The sequence below is a fragment of the Lelliottia sp. EB106-05-01-XG201 genome (assembly GCF_058791735.1).
Window position 1 is genome coordinate 1053281 of sequence record NZ_JBYTDV010000001.1, and the last position, 20209, is coordinate 1073489.

21 protein-coding genes are annotated in these 20209 nt (G+C 59.5%); 11 read left to right on the forward strand and 10 right to left on the reverse strand.

Annotation, left to right across the window (positions count from 1 at the left end; genetic code table 11):
- Positions 1 to 10: 10 nt before the first annotated feature.
- Positions 11 to 898, forward strand: coding sequence for a LysR family transcriptional regulator (locus tag AC3WS9_RS04950; protein ID WP_492487041.1), 888 nt, complete (start codon positions 11 to 13; stop codon positions 896 to 898).
- A 16-nt stretch (positions 899 to 914) separates the two neighbouring features.
- On the opposite strand, the gene mutS is transcribed toward AC3WS9_RS04950, so the two are convergent.
- Positions 915 to 3476, reverse strand: a complete 2562-nt coding sequence (mutS, locus tag AC3WS9_RS04955; protein ID WP_282492824.1) for a DNA mismatch repair protein MutS — start codon at positions 3474 to 3476, stop codon at positions 915 to 917.
- A gap of 113 nt (positions 3477 to 3589) precedes the next feature.
- Positions 3590 to 3820, reverse strand: a complete 231-nt coding sequence (locus AC3WS9_RS04960; protein ID WP_492487043.1) for a SymE family type I addiction module toxin — start codon at positions 3818 to 3820, stop codon at positions 3590 to 3592.
- A 187-nt stretch (positions 3821 to 4007) separates the two neighbouring features.
- Between AC3WS9_RS04960 and AC3WS9_RS04965 the strand changes: the two genes are divergently transcribed.
- Positions 4008 to 4352 carry a nitrous oxide-stimulated promoter family protein gene (locus AC3WS9_RS04965; protein WP_282492826.1) on the forward strand — a complete coding sequence of 115 codons (345 nt, stop codon included), beginning with the start codon at positions 4008 to 4010 and terminating at the stop codon, positions 4350 to 4352.
- Positions 4353 to 4379: 27 nt separating this feature from the next.
- Here AC3WS9_RS04965 and AC3WS9_RS04970 read toward each other — a convergent pair whose 3' ends face one another.
- From AC3WS9_RS04970 to hypA, 7 genes are all read right to left on the reverse strand, one after another.
- Positions 4380 to 4808 carry a TOBE domain-containing protein gene (locus tag AC3WS9_RS04970; RefSeq protein ID WP_285144843.1) on the reverse strand — a complete coding sequence of 143 codons (429 nt, stop codon included), beginning with the start codon at positions 4806 to 4808 and terminating at the stop codon, positions 4380 to 4382.
- Between the two features lie 92 nt (positions 4809 to 4900).
- Complete coding sequence (gene flhA, locus AC3WS9_RS04975; RefSeq protein ID WP_285144844.1) at positions 4901 to 6973, reverse strand: formate hydrogenlyase transcriptional activator FlhA; 2073 nt, start codon at positions 6971 to 6973, stop codon at positions 4901 to 4903.
- Positions 6974 to 7034: 61 nt separating this feature from the next.
- Positions 7035 to 8045 carry a hydrogenase expression/formation protein HypE gene (gene hypE, locus AC3WS9_RS04980; protein ID WP_492487046.1) on the reverse strand — a complete coding sequence of 337 codons (1011 nt, stop codon included), beginning with the start codon at positions 8043 to 8045 and terminating at the stop codon, positions 7035 to 7037.
- Complete coding sequence (gene hypD / locus AC3WS9_RS04985; protein ID WP_492487048.1) at positions 8042 to 9163, reverse strand: hydrogenase formation protein HypD; 1122 nt, start codon at positions 9161 to 9163, stop codon at positions 8042 to 8044. The genes hypE and hypD overlap by 4 nt, the downstream gene beginning before the upstream one ends.
- Positions 9164 to 9166: 3 nt before the next feature.
- Positions 9167 to 9439, reverse strand: coding sequence for a HypC/HybG/HupF family hydrogenase formation chaperone (locus AC3WS9_RS04990; RefSeq protein ID WP_282493050.1), 273 nt, complete (start codon positions 9437 to 9439; stop codon positions 9167 to 9169).
- On the reverse strand, positions 9430 to 10293 hold the full coding sequence (gene hypB, locus AC3WS9_RS04995; protein WP_492487050.1) for a hydrogenase nickel incorporation protein HypB: 864 nt from the start codon (positions 10291 to 10293) through the stop codon (positions 9430 to 9432). The genes AC3WS9_RS04990 and hypB overlap by 10 nt, the downstream gene beginning before the upstream one ends.
- Positions 10294 to 10296: 3 nt before the next feature.
- Positions 10297 to 10647 (reverse strand): hydrogenase maturation nickel metallochaperone HypA, encoded by a 351-nt coding sequence (hypA, locus tag AC3WS9_RS05000; protein ID WP_282493052.1) that lies wholly within the window; start codon positions 10645 to 10647, stop codon positions 10297 to 10299.
- Positions 10648 to 10854: 207 nt separating this feature from the next.
- On the opposite strand from hypA, the gene hycA reads away from it, so the two are divergent.
- The 9 genes from hycA (at position 10855) to hycI (ending at position 18638) form a co-directional block, all read left to right on the forward strand.
- Positions 10855 to 11310, forward strand: coding sequence for a formate hydrogenlyase regulator HycA (hycA, locus tag AC3WS9_RS05005; RefSeq protein WP_492487052.1), 456 nt, complete (start codon positions 10855 to 10857; stop codon positions 11308 to 11310).
- Between the two features lie 70 nt (positions 11311 to 11380).
- Positions 11381 to 11989 carry a 4Fe-4S dicluster domain-containing protein gene (locus AC3WS9_RS05010; RefSeq protein WP_492487054.1) on the forward strand — a complete coding sequence of 203 codons (609 nt, stop codon included), beginning with the start codon at positions 11381 to 11383 and terminating at the stop codon, positions 11987 to 11989.
- Entirely contained in the window at positions 11986 to 13812 is a 1827-nt protein-coding gene (gene hycC / locus AC3WS9_RS05015; protein WP_492487056.1) for a formate hydrogenlyase subunit 3, read from the forward strand. Before AC3WS9_RS05010 ends, hycC begins: the two co-directional genes overlap by 4 nt.
- Before the next feature lies 1 nt (position 13813).
- Positions 13814 to 14737 (forward strand): respiratory chain complex I subunit 1 family protein, encoded by a 924-nt coding sequence (locus AC3WS9_RS05020; RefSeq protein WP_492487058.1) that lies wholly within the window; start codon positions 13814 to 13816, stop codon positions 14735 to 14737.
- A 17-nt stretch (positions 14738 to 14754) separates the two neighbouring features.
- Complete coding sequence (locus AC3WS9_RS05025) at positions 14755 to 16464, forward strand: hydrogenase large subunit (RefSeq protein WP_492487060.1); 1710 nt, start codon at positions 14755 to 14757, stop codon at positions 16462 to 16464.
- Between the two features lie 9 nt (positions 16465 to 16473).
- A complete protein-coding gene (locus AC3WS9_RS05030) occupies positions 16474 to 17016 on the forward strand; it encodes a formate hydrogenlyase complex iron-sulfur subunit (RefSeq protein ID WP_282493058.1) in 543 nt (180 codons plus the stop codon).
- On the forward strand, positions 17016 to 17783 hold the full coding sequence (locus tag AC3WS9_RS05035) for an NADH-quinone oxidoreductase subunit B family protein (RefSeq protein WP_282493059.1): 768 nt from the start codon (positions 17016 to 17018) through the stop codon (positions 17781 to 17783). Before AC3WS9_RS05030 ends, AC3WS9_RS05035 begins: the two co-directional genes overlap by 1 nt.
- The gene (locus tag AC3WS9_RS05040; protein WP_492487063.1) at positions 17780 to 18190 is read left to right on the forward strand and encodes a formate hydrogenlyase maturation HycH family protein; all 411 of its coding nucleotides are present in this window, start codon (positions 17780 to 17782) and stop codon (positions 18188 to 18190) included. Before AC3WS9_RS05035 ends, AC3WS9_RS05040 begins: the two co-directional genes overlap by 4 nt.
- A complete protein-coding gene (gene hycI, locus AC3WS9_RS05045; protein ID WP_492487065.1) occupies positions 18183 to 18638 on the forward strand; it encodes a hydrogenase maturation peptidase HycI in 456 nt (151 codons plus the stop codon). The genes AC3WS9_RS05040 and hycI overlap by 8 nt, the downstream gene beginning before the upstream one ends.
- 134 nt (positions 18639 to 18772) lie before the next feature.
- On the opposite strand, the gene AC3WS9_RS05050 is transcribed toward hycI, so the two are convergent.
- The gene (locus AC3WS9_RS05050; RefSeq protein ID WP_492487067.1) at positions 18773 to 20197 is read right to left on the reverse strand and encodes a 6-phospho-beta-glucosidase; all 1425 of its coding nucleotides are present in this window, start codon (positions 20195 to 20197) and stop codon (positions 18773 to 18775) included.
- Between the last annotated feature and the right edge of the window lie 12 nt (positions 20198 to 20209).

The window sequence follows — 20209 nt, forward strand, 5'->3', positions numbered from 1 at the left end:
GGTGGCAGCTATGCTCAATTTACAGCGAATGACGACGTTCGTCGCCGTGGTGGACACCGGCAGTTTTACCGCAGCGGCAACTGCGCTCGGACAAACAAAAGCCGTTGTGAGCTTCAATATTCGGCAGCTGGAAAACGAGTTGGGCGTAACGCTTCTCCTGCGCTCGACGCGGCGTATTACGCTGACGGAAGCGGGTTCGCTCTTTTACCAGCGCGGCGTCGAGTTGTTAAAAGCCGCGGAGAATTTACAGGATGAAGTCAGGGCCAGCCATGTTGGCCTGAGCGGTGAGCTGAGAATCACCTCCACACCGGAGTATGGCGCGCAGGTGATTATCCCGGTTTTGGCGGAGTTTAGTCGGCTTCACCCGGATTTACGGATACGCCACGTCGCCTCTTCGCATCATGCTGATTTGATTGCAGAGCGTTTCGATGTCGCCATTCGGTTGGGTCAGCTTGCCGACTCTCGCTATCACGCGGCGCTGATTTCACGTTTTGCGATATACCCCGTGGCCGCCCCTGAATGGCTGGCCGCAAATCCGGTTGATTCGCTGGATGCGCTGGCGCAGGCCGAGTGGTTGATTCACGAACGTCTTCCTGCACCGCTGCGTTGGCAGGTGACCGATGCCAGCGGGAAAAGTGTGCTGTTAGAGATTAAGCGACCTGCACGGTTGTTTGCCGACAGCGCTCAGGCGCTGATGGCCTTTGCGCTCGCGGGAGCTGGCGTGGCATTGTTGCCTGAATGGCTGGTGAGAGCCGAGCTGGAAAATGGGCGGCTGGTGCATCTGTTACCCGACTACGGTTTTGCGCAGCAGGGCATTTACGCGGTTTATCCCGATACGCAGCATGTTTCGGCTAAGGTGCGCTTCTTTATTGACTATCTGCGCACCAGAGCCGGTTAATGCTGAGTGCGAGAATTTACGCCAGATTCTTCAGCCGATAGATCCACTCCAGCGCCTGACGCGGCGTCAGGGAGTCCGGATCGAGATTCTCCAGCGCTTCAAGCGCCGGTGACGTCTCTTCCGCCATGGACAGGAGCGACATCTGTGAACCGTCAATCTGCGTCGCCGCCGCGTTTGGCGAAAGACTTTCCAGCTCGCGCAGTTTCTGGCGTGCGCGTTTGATCACCTCTTTCGGCACACCCGCCAGCGCAGCAACGGCCAGGCCGTAACTCTTGCTGGCCGCGCCGTCCTGCACCGTGTGCATGAATGCAATGGTATCGCCGTGCTCCAGGGCATCGAGATGGACGTTGGCGACGCCTTCCATTTTCTCCGGCAATTGGGTCAGCTCAAAGTAGTGCGTCGCAAACAGGGTCAGCGCTTTGATCTTATTCGCCAGACTTTCGGCGCACGCCCAGGCCAGGGAAAGACCGTCATAGGTCGAAGTCCCGCGACCAATTTCATCCATCAGCACCAGGCTGTTTTCCGTGGCGTTGTGCAGAATGTTGGCGGTTTCGGTCATCTCAACCATGAAGGTGGAGCGACCGCTGGCCAGATCGTCCGCCGCACCCACGCGGGTGAAGATGCGATCGATAGGGCCAATCTCTACGCTTTGCGCCGGAACGTAGCTGCCGATATAGGCCAGCAGGGCGATCAGCGCGGTCTGGCGCATGTAGGTACTTTTACCGCCCATGTTCGGACCGGTGATAATCAGCATCCGGCGCTGGGCAGAGAGATTCAGCGGGTTGGCGATAAACGGCTCGTTGAGCACTTGCTCCACCACCGGGTGACGCCCTTCGCTGATGCGAATGCCCGGCTTGTCGGTAAATGTCGGACAGGTGTAGTTCAGCGTGTCAGCCCGTTCTGCCAGGTTGACCAGCACGTCCAGCTCAGCCAGCGCGCTGGCGCTGAGCTGCATATCGGCCAGGTGCGGCAGGAGCGTGTCGAAAAGCTCTTCATAGAGCTGTTTTTCCAGCGCCAGCGCTTTGCCTTTGGAGGTGAGGACTTTGTCTTCGTACTCTTTTAGCTCTGGAATGATGTAGCGCTCGGCGTTCTTCAGCGTCTGGCGACGAACGTAGTGGATCGGCGCATGGTGGCTCTGCCCGCGGCTGATCTGAATGTAATAGCCGTGAATGGCGTTGTACCCGACTTTCAGGGTGTCGAGCCCCAGACGCTCGCGCTCGCGGATCTCCAGTTTATCCAGGTAATCCGTGGCACCGTCCGCCAGGGCGCGCCATTCGTCCAGCTCTTCGTTGTAGCCAGGGGCAATGACACCGCCGTCGCGAACCAGCACCGGCGGTGCTTCAACCACCGCGCGCTCCAGCAGCTCGCGCAGTTCAGTAAATTCCCCCATGCTTTCACGCAGCTTTTGCACCGGCGCGCTATCGACTTCCGCCAGCTGCGCGCGCAGCTCAGGTAACTGCTGGAAGGCGTGGCGCATGCGGGCCAGATCGCGCGGACGCGCCGTGCGCAGCGCCAGACGGGCCAGAATACGCTCCAGATCGCCCACCTGACGCAGCACCGGCTGCAGATCCGTAAAGCGATCCTGCAAGGCGCCAATCGTCTGTTGGCGGCTTACCAGCACCGCCGTATCGCGCACCGGCATATGCAGCCAGCGCTTGAGCATGCGGCTGCCCATCGGTGTGACCGTACTGTCGAGCACCGCCGCCAGGGTGTTTTCTACTCCACCCGCGAGGTTCTGGGTGATCTCCAGATTACGGCGCGTGGCGGCATCCATAATGATGCTGTCCTGCTGACGCTCCATGGTGATGGAACGAATGTGCGGCAGGGTCGTGCGCTGGGTGTCTTTCACGTACTGCAGCAGACAGCCTGCGGCACACAGCCCACGCGGGGCGTTTTCCACGCCAAAGCCAATCAGATCGCGGGTGCCAAATTGCAGGTTTAACTGCTGGCGTGCGGTATCAATTTCAAATTCCCACAGCGGTCGACGGCGCAGGCCGCGACGCCCTTCAATCAGGGCCATCTCGGCGAAATCTTCGGCGTAGAGCAGCTCCGCCGGATTGGTGCGCTGGAGTTCTGCTGCCATGGTTTCGCGGTCAGCGGGTTCGCTCAGGCGAAAACGCCCGGAGCTGATATCCAGCGTGGCGTAACCGTAACCTTTGCTGTCCTGCCAGATGGCGGCGAGCAGGTTGTCCTGACGCTCCTGGAGCAGCGCTTCGTCGCTAATCGTGCCTGGCGTGACGATGCGAACGACTTTGCGCTCCACCGGACCTTTCGAGGTGGCCGGATCGCCAATCTGTTCGCAGATGGCGACGGATTCACCCTGATTCACCAGCTTCGCCAGATAGTTTTCCACCGCATGATGCGGAATACCCGCCATCGGAATCGGTTCACCCGCTGATGCGCCACGTTTGGTCAGCGAGATGTCGAGCAGCTGCGACGCCCGTTTGGCATCGTCATAAAAAAGCTCGTAAAAGTCGCCCATACGATAAAACAGCAGAATTTCCGGATGCTGAGCTTTCAGTTTCAGGTACTGCTGCATCATCGGGGTATGCGCGGTTAAATTGTCGATTGTGCTCATGGAGTTATGATATCCATTTCTTTGAAATTGTTGCGTTTTGAGCGGCCAACAGCTCGTTAATTCCCTCTATTGTCGCATGAAAAAATGACCAGGCGCAGTAAAAAGTCGAGAGTTTACGCCACCGGTTTATCCATGAGCTCAATGAGTAATTTTCCGTGCTCAACCATTACCCGGACCTGCGAATTGGTTTTAAATCCTGCCTGTTCCAGCCAGTCGCCTTTCAGGCTCAATGCGGCGTGTACGCTATAGCGTTTGGGGATTTTGGTGTTCCGATCTTCGTGGCGCTTTCTGAAGTAGCCCACTTTAAGATGGCGTTGCGGCTGAACAGCGATCATTTCTGACATAAAAAACTCCCTTAACAGCGGCCAGGTGGCATTAATTTTACCTGTATAAAATACCAGTAAAATGCGGCAAGGATAGGTTTAAAACTGGAAGCGGTCTTCAGAAAATGGAATGCAAATAATGAAAACGGGCTGAAAAGGGGGCTATAAAAATGTATTATAAATGCACTTTATTGACCGGTAACGTGACATGTCAGGAAAACGCATCTCCCGCGAAAAAGAGACCATCAGCAAAATGATTGCGCTGTATGCGCGGCAATGCCCTGAGGCATCGCGCGAGGCGGGGCATTATCAGGCGTTGAACGCCTATGCCGATAAACGTCTGGATAAGTGTGTGTTTGGCGAAGAAAAACCCGCCTGCAAACAGTGTCCCGTTCACTGCTACCAGCCCGCGAAACGGGAAGAGATGAAGCAGGTGATGCGCTGGGCCGGGCCACGGATGTTATGGCGACACCCGATTTTGACGATTCGCCATCTGATTGACGATCGCCGTCCGGTGCCGGAGTTGCCGGAAAAGTACCGCCCGAAAAAATAGCGCCGCACACCGTGCGGCACCTGAGGATTATGCGCGGGTGGCGATAAGAATGGCAGACGCTTTTACGAGGGCGATAACGCGCTTACCCGCCGCAAGCTGCATCTCTTCGCGACTCTCGTTGGTGACCACGGCAACGATTTCAAACCCTGCATCAGTTTTCACATGTACCGTGGCGTTAACCGCACCTTCGGTCACTTGACTGATCGCACCTGCGAACTGATTACGCGCGGAAAACTTCAGGCCGCACTCTTCCGTCGCCAGCGTTACCCACGGCGCTTTGATAAGCGCAATCGCTTCTTTCCCCGGTACCAGACCCAGCGCCTCTTTGCTGCTGGTGGTGACGATCGCCACCAGTTTTGCACCGCCGGTCAGGGTGAGTTCAACTTCATCGTTAACGGCGCCGTGCGATGTGGCGCTGACGGTACCGGCGAGCTGGTTGCGAGCGGAAACAGACATGTTACCTCCTGGAGAACAGTTGAATGGGATGTACCGGGAAATTTATAACATGAATTTGAAAGGAAACCCTCTCCCGCCGGAGAGGGTGTGAATCAGACCAGCATATCCTTCTCAATCCCGAGGCGTTTCATGCGTGAAAGCAGGGTAGTGCGTTTCAGCCCCAGACGCTGTGCGGCACCTTTCGGCCCGGCGACGACGCCGTTGGTCTCTTTCAGGATGCGGACAATCAGCTGATATTCGTCTTCGCCCTCTTGTGGGCGCTCTGCCACCGGCATCGGTTCCTGTGAAACCATGACCTCCGGCAGGGAAAGCTGCAGCACGTTCCCGCGCGTGAGCAGCACCGCCCGCTCAATCACATTTTCCAGCTCGCGCACGTTGCCCGGCCACTCCATCGCGGAAAGCGTGCGCAGGGTTTCCGCCGGAATGCTGTCGATATTGCGTCCCATCCGACGGGCGATTTTGGCGGTAAAGGCTTTGACCAGCAGTGGAATATCGTCCGGACGCTCGCGCAGCGGCGGCAGGCAAATCGGGAACACGTTCAGTCGATAGTAGAGATCGTTACGGAACTCGCGATCGGCGACCATCTTTTTCAGATCGCGGTTGGTGGCGGCAATCAGGCGCACGTCGGTCTGGATCAGCTTGTTGCTGCCGAGGCGCTCGAACTCCTGCTCCTGCAATACCCGCAGCAATTTTGGCTGCAGCTCCAGCGGCATATCGCCCACTTCATCGAGGAACAGCGAGCTTTTATCCGCCAGTTCAAAACGGCCAATACGCTGGGTGCTGGCTCCGGTAAACGCGCCGCGCTCGTGACCAAACAGGTCGCTTTCCAGCAGACCCGCAGGCATCGCCGCGCAGTTCATTTTCACCATCCGGCGGCTGTTGCGGTTGCTGAGGTTGTGGATCGCGCGGGCGATCAGCTCTTTCCCGGTACCGGTTTCGCCGAGGATCAGCACCGTGCTATCGCTCTGGGCCACCATCTCGACCTGTTTGAGCACGCTGAACATGGCGTCGCTGCGGCCGATGATCTCGCCGAACTCGCTGTCGACGTTGTTCAGCTGTTCGGTCAGGGCCAGGTTTTCGTCCACCAGCCGCTCTTTCAGGCGGTGGATCTCCTGATACGCCAGGGCGTTATCGAGGGCAATGGCGATGCGCTCGGCGATCTGGCGCAGCAGTTTTAAATTGGTGGTGGTGAAGATGTGCTCTTCGCACTGGGCAAGTTTCAGCACGCCGAGCATGGTGTTGCCGGACATCAGCGGCAGCAGGCACAGAGTCTGGATCTGGTTGCCCCAGGAGTTGAACAACATCCGCTCGTAGGGCGCCAGCTCGTCGCGCTCGCTGAGATTAAGCAAAAGCATCTCTTTGTTTTTAAACACCTGCTCCGAGAGCGTTCCGGCTTCGTCGACTTCGCTCTGCTCGTGGGCCGGGTTGGTTTCATCCAGATAGTGGGTGGAGTGAATCGTCAGTTTGCCCTTGCGATGCCCGCGCAGCACGATGCTGATGGCGTCAATTTTAAAGTAGTGATGGATCTCTTTCGCGACTTCGCTCACCAGCTCGTCCATGTCCAGCCGGGAGAGTACCGCGTTGGTGATCGCCACCAGAATGCGGAAGTTATCGCGCTCGCGGCTCAGCAAGTCGTAATCGACGTTATCCGTGACGCGACTGTGGATCTGCTCCGCCACCACGCTGACGATCTGGGTGAAGGTATGCAGGCGCTCGTATTCCGCTTCGCTCCAGGGCTGATCGGTATTGCGGATAAATTCGCAGCCGCCAAAGATGCGGCCATCCACCGCCAGCGGCAGCAGGCCGTAGTGACCGAAGGGCGAATACAGCGGGCTGTCGGCAAGTCGCGGCCAGGCCTGACGAAACTCCTCAAAGTTGCAGTGCAGGGCGTCCGGGCGCGACAAAATACGGCGCACCGGGCCGTGCGCCAGCACCGTTTCATCTTCATATTCGACGGGCTTGCCGTTGTCGCGCGTGGCAAAGTAGCTCGCACGCTGGCTGGTACTGTTCCAGAGCACAATCGCGGCGCGGTCTGCCAGCGCAGACTGCCTGACCAGCCGGGTGAGGGCATCGCTCAGTGAACCCAGATCGGGCTGCTGTAAAAGTGTGCGCGTAATATCAAACAGCCCTTGCTGTCCAAGATCGCTCATCGGTGTATACGACATATCGCTTCCAAAGAAACTGGCAAAAAAAAGAGAAACAGTGCTGACCACTTTTCGCGTGGTTCTAGCAAATACGGGGTAACGGTTCCGAGTGCGGGAGATCCAGCGTGCGTTTGATGCCATACAGGCCAGTCAGTCGCACCCCTTTGCGTTCAACCACCTCACCAATGATAGCGGCATTCTGCCCGAGCGGATGGGCGCGCAGTTTTTCCAGAACCGCTTCGGCGTGAGCACGTTCCACGCCGATCAGCAGTTTGCCTTCGTTGGCAAAGTTAAGCGGATCCAGACCCAGCAGTTCGCACAGGCCGCGCACCGCCGGTTTGACGGGCAGCTGGCTTTCGGCCAGTTCAATCCCGCAGCCGCTGGCGGCAGCGAATTCGTGGGCCACGGCATTCACACCGCCGCGCGTCGCGTCGCGCAGGGCTTTGACGCCAGGGCAGTTACGCAGCGTCTGGATAAGCGGCGTCAGTACCGCGCAGTCGCTCTGCAGTTCGCCGTCCAGCCCCAGGCCTTCGCGCAGATTCAGGATCGTCGCGCCGTGGCAGCCCAGCGACCCGCTCACTATCAAGACATCGCCAACCGCGAGCTGCTGCGCGCCCCAGCGGATCTCCGCCGGGATCGCGCCCATGCCTGCCGTATTGATAAAGAGTTTGTCCGCCGCGCCGCGCTGCACCACTTTGGTGTCGCCGGTGACGATGGCGATGCCCGCGTCGCGCGCGGTCTGCGCCATGCTGTGGACGACGGCGGTTAAGGTCTCCATCGGCAGCCCCTCTTCGAGGATAAAACCGCAGGAGAGGAAACGTGGGATAGCCCCGCTCACCGCCACATCATTCGCCGTGCCGCACACCGCCAGCTTGCCGATATCGCCGCCGGGGAAAAACAGCGGGTCGATGACGTAGCTGTCAGTGGAAAACGCCAGCCGATCGCCCTGGGCGGTCAGGGATGAGAGCGCGATACGCGCCTGATCTTCCTGCTCTGCCAGCCACGGGTTGTCGAAGGCGGACATAAACAGCTGACCAATCAGCTGCTGCATCGCCTGGCCGCCGCTGCCGTGGGCCATTTCCACCGTCTTCATGCTTCACACTCCTGATTGCGGTACTGATACCACGCGGCGCAGGCTCCTTCGGAAGAGACCATCAGCGCGCCAAACGCGGTTTGCGGATTACAGGTGTTGCCAAATAACGGGCACTGATGCGGTTTGCATTTCCCGGTTAACACCGCGCCACACCGGGCGCGAGGGTCGTCGCAAACCTGCTGCGGCACAGGGCGAAAATGCGCTTCGGCGTCGAATGCCTGATAGGCGTCGGTCAGATGGACGCCAGATTCGGCAATCAGCCCCAGCCCGCGCCATTCGCTGTCGCCTTCGACGCTAAACACTTCGGCGATGGCCTCTTGTGCCAGCCGGTTGCCCGCATCGGGAACCACGCGGCGATACTGATTTTCCACCGTACTCAGGGCTGCTATTTTCTGCTCAACCAGCATGTTCACGCCTTGTAGTAGATCAAGTGGTTCGAATCCAGCAACCACTAATGGGCGATGATAGTCGGCGGCGATAAAACCGTAGGCCCCGGTGCCAATCACCATGCTGACGTGACCCGGCGCCAGAAACGCATCGATGCCGTTGTCGGGCTCGTCCAGCAGGCTGCGCAGGGTGGGGATCAGCGTAATGTGCTGACAGAAAAAGAAAAAATTGGTGAGATTTTGCGCTTTGGCCTGCTGGAGGGTGATGGCCGTCGCGGGCATGGTGGTTTCAAACCCGAGGCCGAAAAAGACCACTTTGCGCGCCGGGTTCTCCGCCGCCAGCTTCAGGGCATCCATCGGCGAATAGACGATCCGCACATCCGCGCCGCGCGCGCGGGCCTGCATCAGCGAACCATTTTTCCCCGGCACGCGCATGGCGTCGCCAAAGGTGCAGAAAATCACCCCCGGCTGGCTGGCAATCTCAATGCAGCTGTCGATTCGGCCCATCGGCAGGACGCACACCGGGCAGCCGGGGCCGTGAATGAATTCAATGTTATCGGGCAAAAGCTGGTCGAGGCCGAATTTGAAAATGGCATGGGTGTGGCCGCCGCACACTTCCATGATGCGCAGCGGGCGCGCGGCGGTGTACTCCAGCAGCGAAGCGCGCGTTTTCAGATGCGCGATCAGCTGCATCACCTGTTCCGGGGCGCGATATTCATCAACGTAGCGCATGGTTTAACGCTCCTCGCCAAACAGCAGCGCGCCGACGTCCGGCTCGACTTCAAACATGTTTTGCAGCGCCGCGAGGGTGTCGCGGGCCTCGTCTTCGTTAATCACGCTCATGGCAAAACCGACGTGGACCAGCACCCACTGACCGAGGCGCGAGGCGCCATTTTCATCCACAACGCCCACCAGCGTGAGATCGACATCGCGCAGCACGCCGCAGACTTCGACTTTGGCCTGGTTGCCGTCGATGGCGCGAATCTGTCCTGGAACGCCTATGCACATCGCTCGTTCTCCAGCCAGCTCAGCCAGCTCTCCATGCCGTCGCCTTTGGTGGCGGAAACCATCAGGATTTCAATCTCCGGGTTTACTTCCCGGGCGCAGGCCAGGCACTTCTCGACGTCAAAATCGAGGTACGGCAGCAGATCGATTTTGTTGAGCAGCATCAGCGAGGCGGCGGCAAACATATGCGGGTATTTCAGCGGCTTGTCTTCCCCTTCGGTGACGGAGAGCACCGCCACTTTATGCCGTTCACCGAGGTCGAAACTGGCCGGGCAGACGAGGTTGCCCACGTTCTCGATAAACAGAATGCCCGTATCAGGAAGGGGCAGACGCGGCGCAGCGTCGGCAACCATCTGCGCATCCAGATGACACCCTTTGCCCGTATTCACCTGAATCGCCGGGGTGCCGGTTTCACGAATACGCGCGGCGTCATTCACGGTCTGCTGATCGCCTTCGATCACCGCGCACGGGACGCGCTGGTTCAGGCGTTTGAGGGTTTCCGTCAGCAGAGTGGTTTTGCCGGAGCCGGGGCTGGAAACCAGGTTCAGCACCAGCTGCTGGCGAGCGGCGAAACGCGCACGGTTGCGGGCGGCGAGCTGGTTATTTTTGTCCAGCACGTTGATCTCCACCTCCAGCATTTTGCGCTGGCTCATGCCCGGCGCGTGGGTGCCCGCTTCGCCGTGGCCGTAATGCAGGTCGCCTTCGTCCGATGGCTTCGGCGCAAAGCGCAGGCCGGTCAACGCTGATGCGTTGCGCGGGGCGGGAGAGAAGGGCGCGGAGCGAAACGCGGAGTGGGGGCGATGCTCGTCCCCTTCGATATACAGGTTGCCTTCGGCGCAACCGCAGGTACTACACATGATTTACTCCTGGTCTATTTCGAGGCGCTGGATCTGCAAGCCGTCGTCCGCGACGATCCTAAGCCCGGTGTTTTGACACTGCGGGCAGCTTCGCACTTTCGATGACAGCAGCGTGACGTACTGCTGGCAGGTCTCACACCAGCATTCGGCCTGCTGCTCTTCGAGATGCAGCTCGCAGCCTTCCGCCAGCGTGTCGCGGCACACCAGCTCAAAGCAAAAGGTCAGGGCGCTGGGTTCGACGCAGGAAAACGCCCCGACTTTCAGCCACACGCCGGTGACGCGTTTTGCGTGGTGCTGCTTCGCCTGCTGTTCGATAAGTTCCAGCGCGCGCTGGCAGAGGGTGATTTCGTGCATGACGCCTCCTGATGTTTTAGGCGTTAATGCAATAACGATGCCAGCTTAATTTGAGATAAGGCGTGACGATGTCGGCGCTGACGAAATGACACGTCGACACGCTGATGTTGACAGGGTAGATGATTTAAAATCGATAAATATCAGTAGGATAAAAACTGGCACAGAATCTGCTTAAGAGCCCTCATCTCCATTAACCGGATACCTGAGATGACTATTTGGGAACTTAGCGAAAAAGCGGATTACATCGCGCAACGCCATCAACAATTACAGGAGCAGTGGCACCTCTACTGCAACTCACTGGTACAGGGTATCACCCTGTCAAAAGCCCATCTGCACCACGCCATGAGCTGCGCGGCGCAGGAGGATCTGTGCTTCATCCTCTTTGGCCACTTCACGATTTACGTCACCCTGGCGGACAACTTCAACAGCCACGTCATCGAATACCACGTCGAAACCAAAGACGGCGAAAGAGAGCGAATTGCCCAGGCGCAGTTGATGACTGACGGCATGGTTGACGGCCACGTCAGCACCCGCGATCGCCACCAGGTGCTTGAACATTATCTGGAAAAGATCGCGCCGGTGTACGACGGCCTCTATGCGGCGGTAGAACACAATTTGCCGGTGAATCTGCGCGAACTGGTAAGCGAATCGCGCCCCGCCTGATGTTTGGGTGTCGAGATGTGTCGATATGGCACGTCGTCGTCAAAAATGACACTGTCCAGAGGACTACCCGGTGAACCGTTTTGTAATTGCTGACTCGACGGTCTGTATTGGCTGCCACACCTGTGAAGCGGCGTGTTCCGAAACACACCGCCTGCACGGGCTGCAGTCGATGCCGCGCCTGCGCGTTATGCGTAATGAAAAAGAGTCTGCCCCGCAGCTCTGCCATCAATGTGAGGATGCCCCCTGCGCGGGCGTCTGTCCTGTGAATGCCATCACCCGTATCGATGGCGCGGTGCAGCTGAACGAGAGCCTGTGTGTGAGCTGCAAGCTGTGCGGCATCGCCTGTCCGTTTGGCGCCATTGAATTTTCCGGCAGCCGTCCGCTGCATATTCCGGCCAACGCCAACTCGCCAAAAGCGCCGCCTGCGCCTCCCGCACCGGCCCGCGTCAGCAGCCTGCTCGACTGGGTGCCGGGCGTGCGCGCCGTGGCGGTGAAGTGCGATCTGTGCAGCTTTGACGAGCAAGGCCCGGCTTGCGTGCGCACCTGCCCGACCAAAGCGCTGATTCTGGTTAACATCCAGGATATTGCGCGGACCAGTAAACGCAAACGCGAGCTGACGGTAAACACCGATTTTGGCGATCTGTCGCTGTTTCAGGCGCAAAACGAGGGGGCGAAATGAACGCTGTGACTCTGATTAACAGCGCTGTGGCGTGGTTTGTGGCAGCCGCCGTGCTGTCGCTGCTCTTCTCGTTCCACAAAACTCTCAGCGGATGGACCGCCGGGATCGGTGGGGCAATCGGTAGCGCGATCGCCGCGCTGGCCGGGTTTATGGTGTTAACGCAGGGGATTCATGCACAAGGCCTGATGCCGCTCGTTCGCCACACCGTTCAGCTCACGCCGCTGAACGCTGTCTGGCTCATCACCTTTGGTCTGTGCGGCCTGTTTGTCAGTCTGTTCAACATTGACTGGCATCGTCACCCGCAGACCAAACCCAACGGTCTGCTGATCAATCTCCTGCTCGCCGCCGCCGTCTGCACGGTCGTCGCCAGCAATCTGGCGGCGCTGGTGGTGATGGCGGAAATCATGGCCCTGTGCGGCGTCTTCCTGACCGGCTGCAGCCCGTCCGGGAAACTGTGGTTTGCCCTCGGGCGGCTCGGTACCGTTCTGCTGGCGCTGACCTGCTGGCTGGTGTGGCAGCGCTACGGCACGCTGGATCTGGATCTCCTGAGCGCCCGCGCGCAGATATTGCCGTTCGGGGCGGATATCTGGCTGCCGGGCGTGGTCGGTTTTGGTCTGCTGGCGGGGATTATTCCGCTGCACGGCTGGGTGCCGCAGGCGCATGCCAATGCGTCCGCCCCCGCCGCGACGCTGTTCTCGACGGTAGTGATGAAAGCCGGTCTGTTCGGCATCCTCACCCTTTCCCTGATCGGTGGCCAGCCGCCGCTGTGGTGGGGCGTGGTGCTGCTCGTCGCCGGGATGATCACCGCGTTTGTCGGCGGCCTGTACGCCCTGATGGAGCACAACATCCAGCGTCTGCTGGCGTATCACACCCTGGAAAACATCGGCATCATCCTGCTTGGCTTGGGCGCGGGGCTGACCGGCCTGGCGCTGAACCATCCGGCGCTGATCGCCTGTGGCTTTATCGGCGGGCTGTATCACCTCGTTAACCACAGCCTGTTTAAAAGCACGCTGTTCCTCGGGGCGGGCAGCGTCTGGTTCCGCACCGGGCACCGCGATATCGAAAAGCTCGGCGGTATCGGCAAAAAAATGCCGCTGATTTCGCTCTCAATGCTGGTCGGTTTGATGGCGATGGCCGCCTTGCCGCCGCTCAACGGTTTTGCCGGTGAGTGGGTGATCTATCAGTCCTTCTTTGCTCTCGGCCAGAGCGACGTTTTTGTCGCCCGTCTGCTGGGGCCAATGCTGGCTGTCGGCCTGGCGATTACCGGCGCGCTGGCGGTGATGTGTATGGCGAAAGTCTACGGCGTCACCTTCCTCGGCGCGCCGCGCACCCGCGAGGCGGAAAACGCCCGCTGCGCGCCGGCCCTGATGACGGCGAGCGTAGTGCTGCTGGCTCTGTGCTGCATCGCAGGCGGGGTGGCTGCGCCGTGGCTGCTGCCGCTGCTGGGGAGTGCGGTTCCGCTGCCGCTCGCCACCGCGCACACCGCCGTTTCGCAACCGATGATGGCCCTGCTGCTGATCGCCGCGCCGCTTCTGCCGCTGGTGCTAATGATGTTCTTCAGACGCGACCGTCTGCCCGCCCGTTCACGCGGGACGGCATGGGCGTGCGGGTATGAACATGAGCAGTCGATGGTCATCACCGCACACGGTTTTGCGATGCCGGTGAAAGAGAACTTCGCCTTTGTGCTCAAACTGCGCCACGCCCTGAACCCGGTCAGGATGATCCCCGGCTGGCAAAGCGCGGCTGCGCCCACGCTGTTCCGCCGCCTCGCGCTGGTCGAGCTGGCGGTGCTGGTGGTGATTGTGATTTCACGAGGAGCCTGACATGAGTCTGTTACTGGCATTACTTCAGGCGCTGGTGTTATTCGCCGCTGCGCCACTGCTCTCGGGCATCACCCGCGTGGCCCGCGCTCGAATGCACAACCGTCGCGGTCCGGGCGTACTCCAGGAGTACCGCGATCTCTTCAAGCTGATGAGCCGTCAGAGTATCGCCCCGGACGCCTCCGGCTGGGTCTTCCGCCTGACGCCGTTCGTGATGGTCGGCGTGATGCTGACCATCGCCACCGCGCTGCCGGTGGTGACAGTCGCGTCGCCGCTGCCGGTGCTCGGTGATCTGATTACCCTGATCTACCTCTTCGCTATCGCGCGCTTTTTCTTTGCCATTGCCGGGCTGGATACGGGCAGTCCGTTTACCGGAATTGGTGCCAGCCGCGAAGCGATGCTCGGCGTGCTGGTCGAGCCGATCCTGCTGCTGGGCCTGTGGGTCGCGGCGCAGGTCGCGGGTTCCACCCACATCAGCTTTATCGCGGATACCGTCTATCACTGGCCCGTCGCCCGCAGCGTTCCGCTGATTCTGGCCCTCTGCGCCTGTGCGTTCGCCACCTTTATCGAGATGGGCAAACTGCCGTTTGACCTCGCGGAAGCGGAGCAGGAGCTGCAGGAAGGCCCGCTGACGGAGTACAGCGGCTACGGTTTTGCGGTCCTGAAATGGGGCATCAGCCTCAAACAGCTGGTGGTGCTGCAGATGTTTGTCGGCGTCTTCTTCCCGTGGGGGCAGATGACGCACTTCTCGACGGCGGGTTTGCTGCTGGCGGTGGCGATCGCTGTACTCAAGCTGGTAGCCGGTGTGCTGATTATCGCCCTGTTTGAAAACAGCATGGCACGACTGCGTTTCAACGCCACCTCGCGCATTACCTGGGCCGGGTTTGGTTTTGCCTTTTTAGCCTTCGTCTCCTTGCTGGTGGCGTGATTACAGAGAGTTTTAGCATGTCAGAAGAAAAAGTGGGTCAACAGTATCTCGCCGCACTGCACCAGGCGTTTCCCGGCGTGGTGCTGGAGGAGAGCTGGCAGACCAAAGACCAGATCACCGTCACCATCAAGGTGAACTATCTGCCGGAAGTGGTGGAATTTCTTTATTACCAGCAGGGCGGCTGGCTGTCGGTGCTGTTCGGCAACGACGAGCGCCAGCTGTGCGGCAACTACGCGGTCTATTACGTGCTGTCGATGGAGCAGGGCGTCAAATGCTGGATAACCGTTCGCGTCGAAGTCGATCCGAATAAACCGGAATACCCGTCCGTCACGCCGCGCGTGCCTGCTGCCGTCTGGGGCGAGCGCGAAGTGCGCGATATGTACGGTCTGATCGCGGTCGGCCTGCCGGATGAACGCCGTCTTGTGCTTCCCGACGACTGGCCGGATGAACTCTATCCCCTGCGCAAAGACAGCATGGATTATCGTCAGCGTCCTGCCCCGACCACCGACAGTGAAACCTACGAGTTCATCAACGAGCTCGGCAGCAAAAAGAACAACGTGGTGCCGATTGGCCCGCTGCACGTCACCTCCGATGAACCGGGCCACTTCCGCCTGTTTGTCGATGGCGAAAACATTATCGACGCCGATTACCGCCTGTTCTACGTCCACCGCGGAATGGAAAAACTGGCGGAAACCCGCATGGGTTACAACGAAGTCACCTTCCTCTCGGATCGCGTGTGCGGGATCTGCGGCTTCGCCCACAGCACCGCCTACACCACCTCGGTGGAAAACGCGATGGGGATCGTGGTGCCGGAACGCGCCCAGATGATCCGCGCCATTCTGCTGGAAGTCGAGCGCCTGCACTCGCATCTGCTCAACCTCGGCCTGGCCTGTCACTTCGTCGGCTTTGATTCCGGATTTATGCAGTTCTTCCGCGTCCGTGAAGCCTCAATGAAAATGGCGGAGATCCTGACCGGGGCGCGTAAAACCTACGGCCTGAACCTGATCGGCGGGATTCGCCGCGATCTGCTGAAAGACGACATGATCCAGACCCGTCTGCTGGCGCAGCAGATGCGCCGCGACGTGCAGGATCTGGTGGATATGCTGCTCAGCACGCCCAACATCGAGCAGCGTACCGTCGGCGTGGGTCGTCTCGATCCGCAGATCGCCCGCGACTTCAGCAACGTCGGCCCGATGGTGCGCGCCAGCGGTCACGCCCGCGATACCCGCGCCGATCATCCGTTCGTTGGCTACGGCCTGCTGCCGATGACGGTCCACACCGAGCAGGGCTGCGACGTGATTTCCCGCCTGAAAGTGCGCATCAACGAAGTCTTTACCGCGCTGAATATGATCGACTTTGGTCTGGATAACCTGCCGGGCGGTCCTCTGGCGGTGGAAGGCTTTACCTATATTCCGAACCGCTTCGCCCTCGGGTTCTCCGAAGCGCCGCGCGGGGATGATATCCACTGGAGCATGACCGGCGACAACCAGAAGCTCTACCGCTGGCGCTGTCGTGCGGCGACCTATGCCAACTGGCCGACCCTGCGCTATATGCTGCGCGGCAACACGGTGTCTGACGCGCCGCTGATCATCGGTAGCCTCGATCCTTGCTACTCCTGTACCGACCGCATGACGGTGGTGGATGTGCGCAAGAAGAAAAGCCAGGTGGTGCTGTACAAAGAGCTTGAACGCTACAGCATCGAGCGCAAGAACTCGCCGCTGAAATAAGGATCCGTCATGTTTACCTTTATCAAAAAAGTGATCAAAACCGGCACGGTCACCAGCAGTTATCCCCTTGAGCCGATGCCGGTTGATAAAAACTTTCGTGGCAAACCGGAGCACAACCCGCAGCAGTGCATCGGCTGTGCGGCGTGCGTGAATGCCTGTCCGTCGAACGCCCTGACGGTGGAGACGGATCTGGCAACGAATGAATTGGCCTGGCAGTTCAACCTCGGGCGCTGCATTTTCTGTGGTCGCTGCGAAGAGGTCTGCCCGACGGCGGCGATTAAGCTCTCGCAGGAGTACGAGCTGGCGGTGTGGAACAAAGCCGATTTCCTTCAGCAGTCGCGCTTTGACCTGTGCCATTGCCGCGTCTGCAACCATCCGTTCGCCGTGCAAAAAGAGATCGACTATGCCATCGCGCTGCTGAAACACAACGGCGATGCGCGCGCGGAACTGCACCGGGAAGGGTTTGAAACCTGCCCGGAGTGCAAGCGTCAGAAGTGCCTGCTGCCGTCCGACCGCATCGATATCACCCGCCACATGAGAGAAGCCAGCTGATGAATAATTTACTCGGCCCGCGCGACGATAACGGCATTCCGGTGCCGATGACGGTGGATGAATCCATCGCCAACATGAAAGCGTCCCTGCTAAAGAAAATCAAACGTTCCGCCTACGTCTACCGCGTGGACTGCGGCGGCTGCAACGGCTGCGAGATTGAAATCTTCGCCACCCTGTCGCCGCTGTTTGACGCTGAACGTTTTGGCATCAAAGTGGTGCCGTCTCCGCGTCATGCGGACATTCTGCTGTTCACCGGCGCGGTGACGCGCGCGATGCGCTCTCCGGCCCTGCGCGCCTGGCAGTCCGCGCCGGATCCGAAAATCTGTATCTCCTACGGGGCGTGCGGCAACAGCGGCGGTATCTTCCACGATCTCTACTGCGTCTGGGGCGGCACCGACAAAATCGTGCCGGTGGATGTCTATATTCCCGGCTGCCCACCGACGCCTGCGGCGACGCTGTACGGTTTTGCGATGGCGCTGGGGCTGCTGGAGCAGAAAATTCACGCCCGCGAGCCGGGGGAAATCGACAACCAGCCCGCGCAGATTTTGCATCCGGACATGGTGCAGCCGCTGCGCGTGAAAGTCGACAGGACGGCGCGTCGTCTTGCCGGGTATCGCTATGGCCGCCAGATTGCCGATGACTATCTGCGTCTGCTGAGCCAGGGCGAGCATCAGGTTGAGCGCTGGCTGGAGGCGGAAAAAGATCCGCGTCTGAACGAGATCGTGGCGAACCTCAACCAGGTGGTCGACGAGGCGCGTATCCGATGAGCGAACAGGTGGTGTTCAGTCAGCTGAGCCGTAAATTTATCGATGAGAACGATGCGACACCGGATGCGGCCCAGCAGGTGGTCTATTACAGCCTGGCGATTGGCCACCACCTTGGCGTGATCGACTGTTTAGAGGCGGCGTTGAGCTGCCCGTGGCAAGAGTATCTGGCGTGGATCGGTACGCTGGAGGCGGGCAGTACGGCGCGGCGTAAAATGGAAGGCGTGCCGAAGTATGGCGAGATCGTCATCGACAGCAACCATATCGCCATGCTGGCGAACGCCTTTGACGCGGCGCTGGTGGTGCAAACCCCCGCCCAGCAGGCGTGGAGCAAAACGCTGCTCAGCATGCTGCATGATATTCATCAGGAGAGCGCCATCTACCTGATGGTGAGGAGATTACGTGACTGACGTTTTACTGTGTGTCGGCAATAGCATGATGGGCGATGACGGCGCAGGTCCGCTGCTGGCGGAAATGTGCTTCGCAAACCCGCAGGGCAACTGGCGGGTGATCGACGGCGGCAGCGCGCCGGAAAACGACGTGGTCGCCCTGCGCGAGCTGCACCCGGACCGTCTGCTGATTGTCGATGCGACGGACATGGGGCTAAACCCCGGCGAAATCCGCCTGATCGACCCGGACGATATCGCGGAGATGTTCATGATGACCACCCACAATATGCCGCTTAACTATCTGGTCGATCAGATTAAAGACGACGTGGGCGAGGTGCTGTTTTTGGGTATTCAGCCGGATATTGTCGGGTTTTATTACCCGATGACGCCAGCGATTAAAGCGGCCGTAGAGGTGGTCTATTCCCGGCTGGCGGGGTGGGAAGGGGATGGGGGATTTGAGCGGCTCTGAGCCGTTGTTGCCTGGTCTAAAGAGGGTTTTGTCGTTTTGTAGGCCCGGTAAGCGCAGCGCCACCGGGCAATTTCAGGCCGCAGCGCTGTTTCCGCCGGGTGGCGGCTTCGCCTTACCCGGCCTACAAAAACTGACTACCCTAAATCCGCCCCGTTACTCGCAATCACCTTCTTATACCACCAGAACGATTTTTTGCGTTTCCGGTCCAGCGTGCCGTTGCCCGCGTCGTCGCGGTCGACATACACAAACCCGTAGCGCTTGCTCATCTCCCCGGTGGATGCCGCCACCAGATCGATACAGCCCCAGGTGGTGTACCCCATCAGCGGGACGCCGTCTTCAATCGCATCGCCCATCGCGCGGATGTGTTCGCGCAGATAGCTGATGCGATAGTCGTCGTGGATCTCACCATTCGCGTCGATCTCGTCTTTCGCACCGAGGCCGTTTTCCACCAGGAACAGCGGTTTCTGGTAGCGGTCGTACATCATGTTCATGGTGATGCGCAGGCCCAGGGGGTCGATGCCCCAGCCCCATTCGCTCACTTCGATGTGCGGGTTGCGCAGGGATTTAACAATGTTGGCCGCGCTGGTGTTGTTGGCGTTCATCTCCGCCGAGGCGCAGCGTGACGCGTAATAGCTGAACGAAACAAAATCGACGGTATGTTTAAGGATCTGGTCGTCAGCCGGGTCTTTAACAATCGTCACCCCTTTGTCGCGGAACACGCGCGCCGAGTAGGCCGGATAGCTGCCGCGCGCCTGCACGTCGATAAAGAACAGGTTCTCGCGGTCTTTTTCCAGCGCCGTCCACACATCTTCCGGCTTGCAGGAGTAAGGATAGAAATTCCCGCCCGCCAGCATGCAGCCGACCTGGTTTTCCGGGTTCACCTCGTGGGCGATTTTGGTCGCCAGCGCGCTCGCCACCAGCTCGTGGTGCGCAGCCTGGTATTTCACCTGGTCTTCGTTTTCGCCCTCTTCAAACACCAGCCCCGCGCCTGAGAACGGGCTGTGCAGCATGATGTTGATCTCGTTGAAGGTCAGCCAGTATTTCACCAGGCCGTTGAACTCCTCAAAGCAGGTGCGCGCATAGCGGGCGAAGAAATCGACCATTTTGCGGTTGCGCCAGGAGCCGTATTCGGTGACCAGGTGCATCGGCACATCGAAGTGGCACAGGGTCACTAACGGCTCGATGTTGTACTTTTTGCACTCTTCAAACACCGCACGGTAAAAGGCGATGCCGTCCTGATTCGGCAGCGGCTCGTCGCCGTTCGGATAGAGACGGCTCCAGGCGATGGAAGTGCGTAACACCGTAAAGCCCATCTCCGCCATCAGGGCGATGTCTTCTTTGTAGCGATGGTAAAAATCAATCGCCTCGTGGCTGGGGTAAAACTCGTCGTCGCGAAGCGTAAAACGTTTTTCCTTCCCGACTTTCACCGCCATCCGGTTCGCGCCGTGGGGGATCATATCGACGGTGGTCAGCCCTTTGCCGCCCTCGCGATAAGCGCCTTCACTCTGGTTGGCGGCCAGTGCACCACCCCATAAAAATCCTTCTGGAAAAACAGACATGTTGACCTCGCT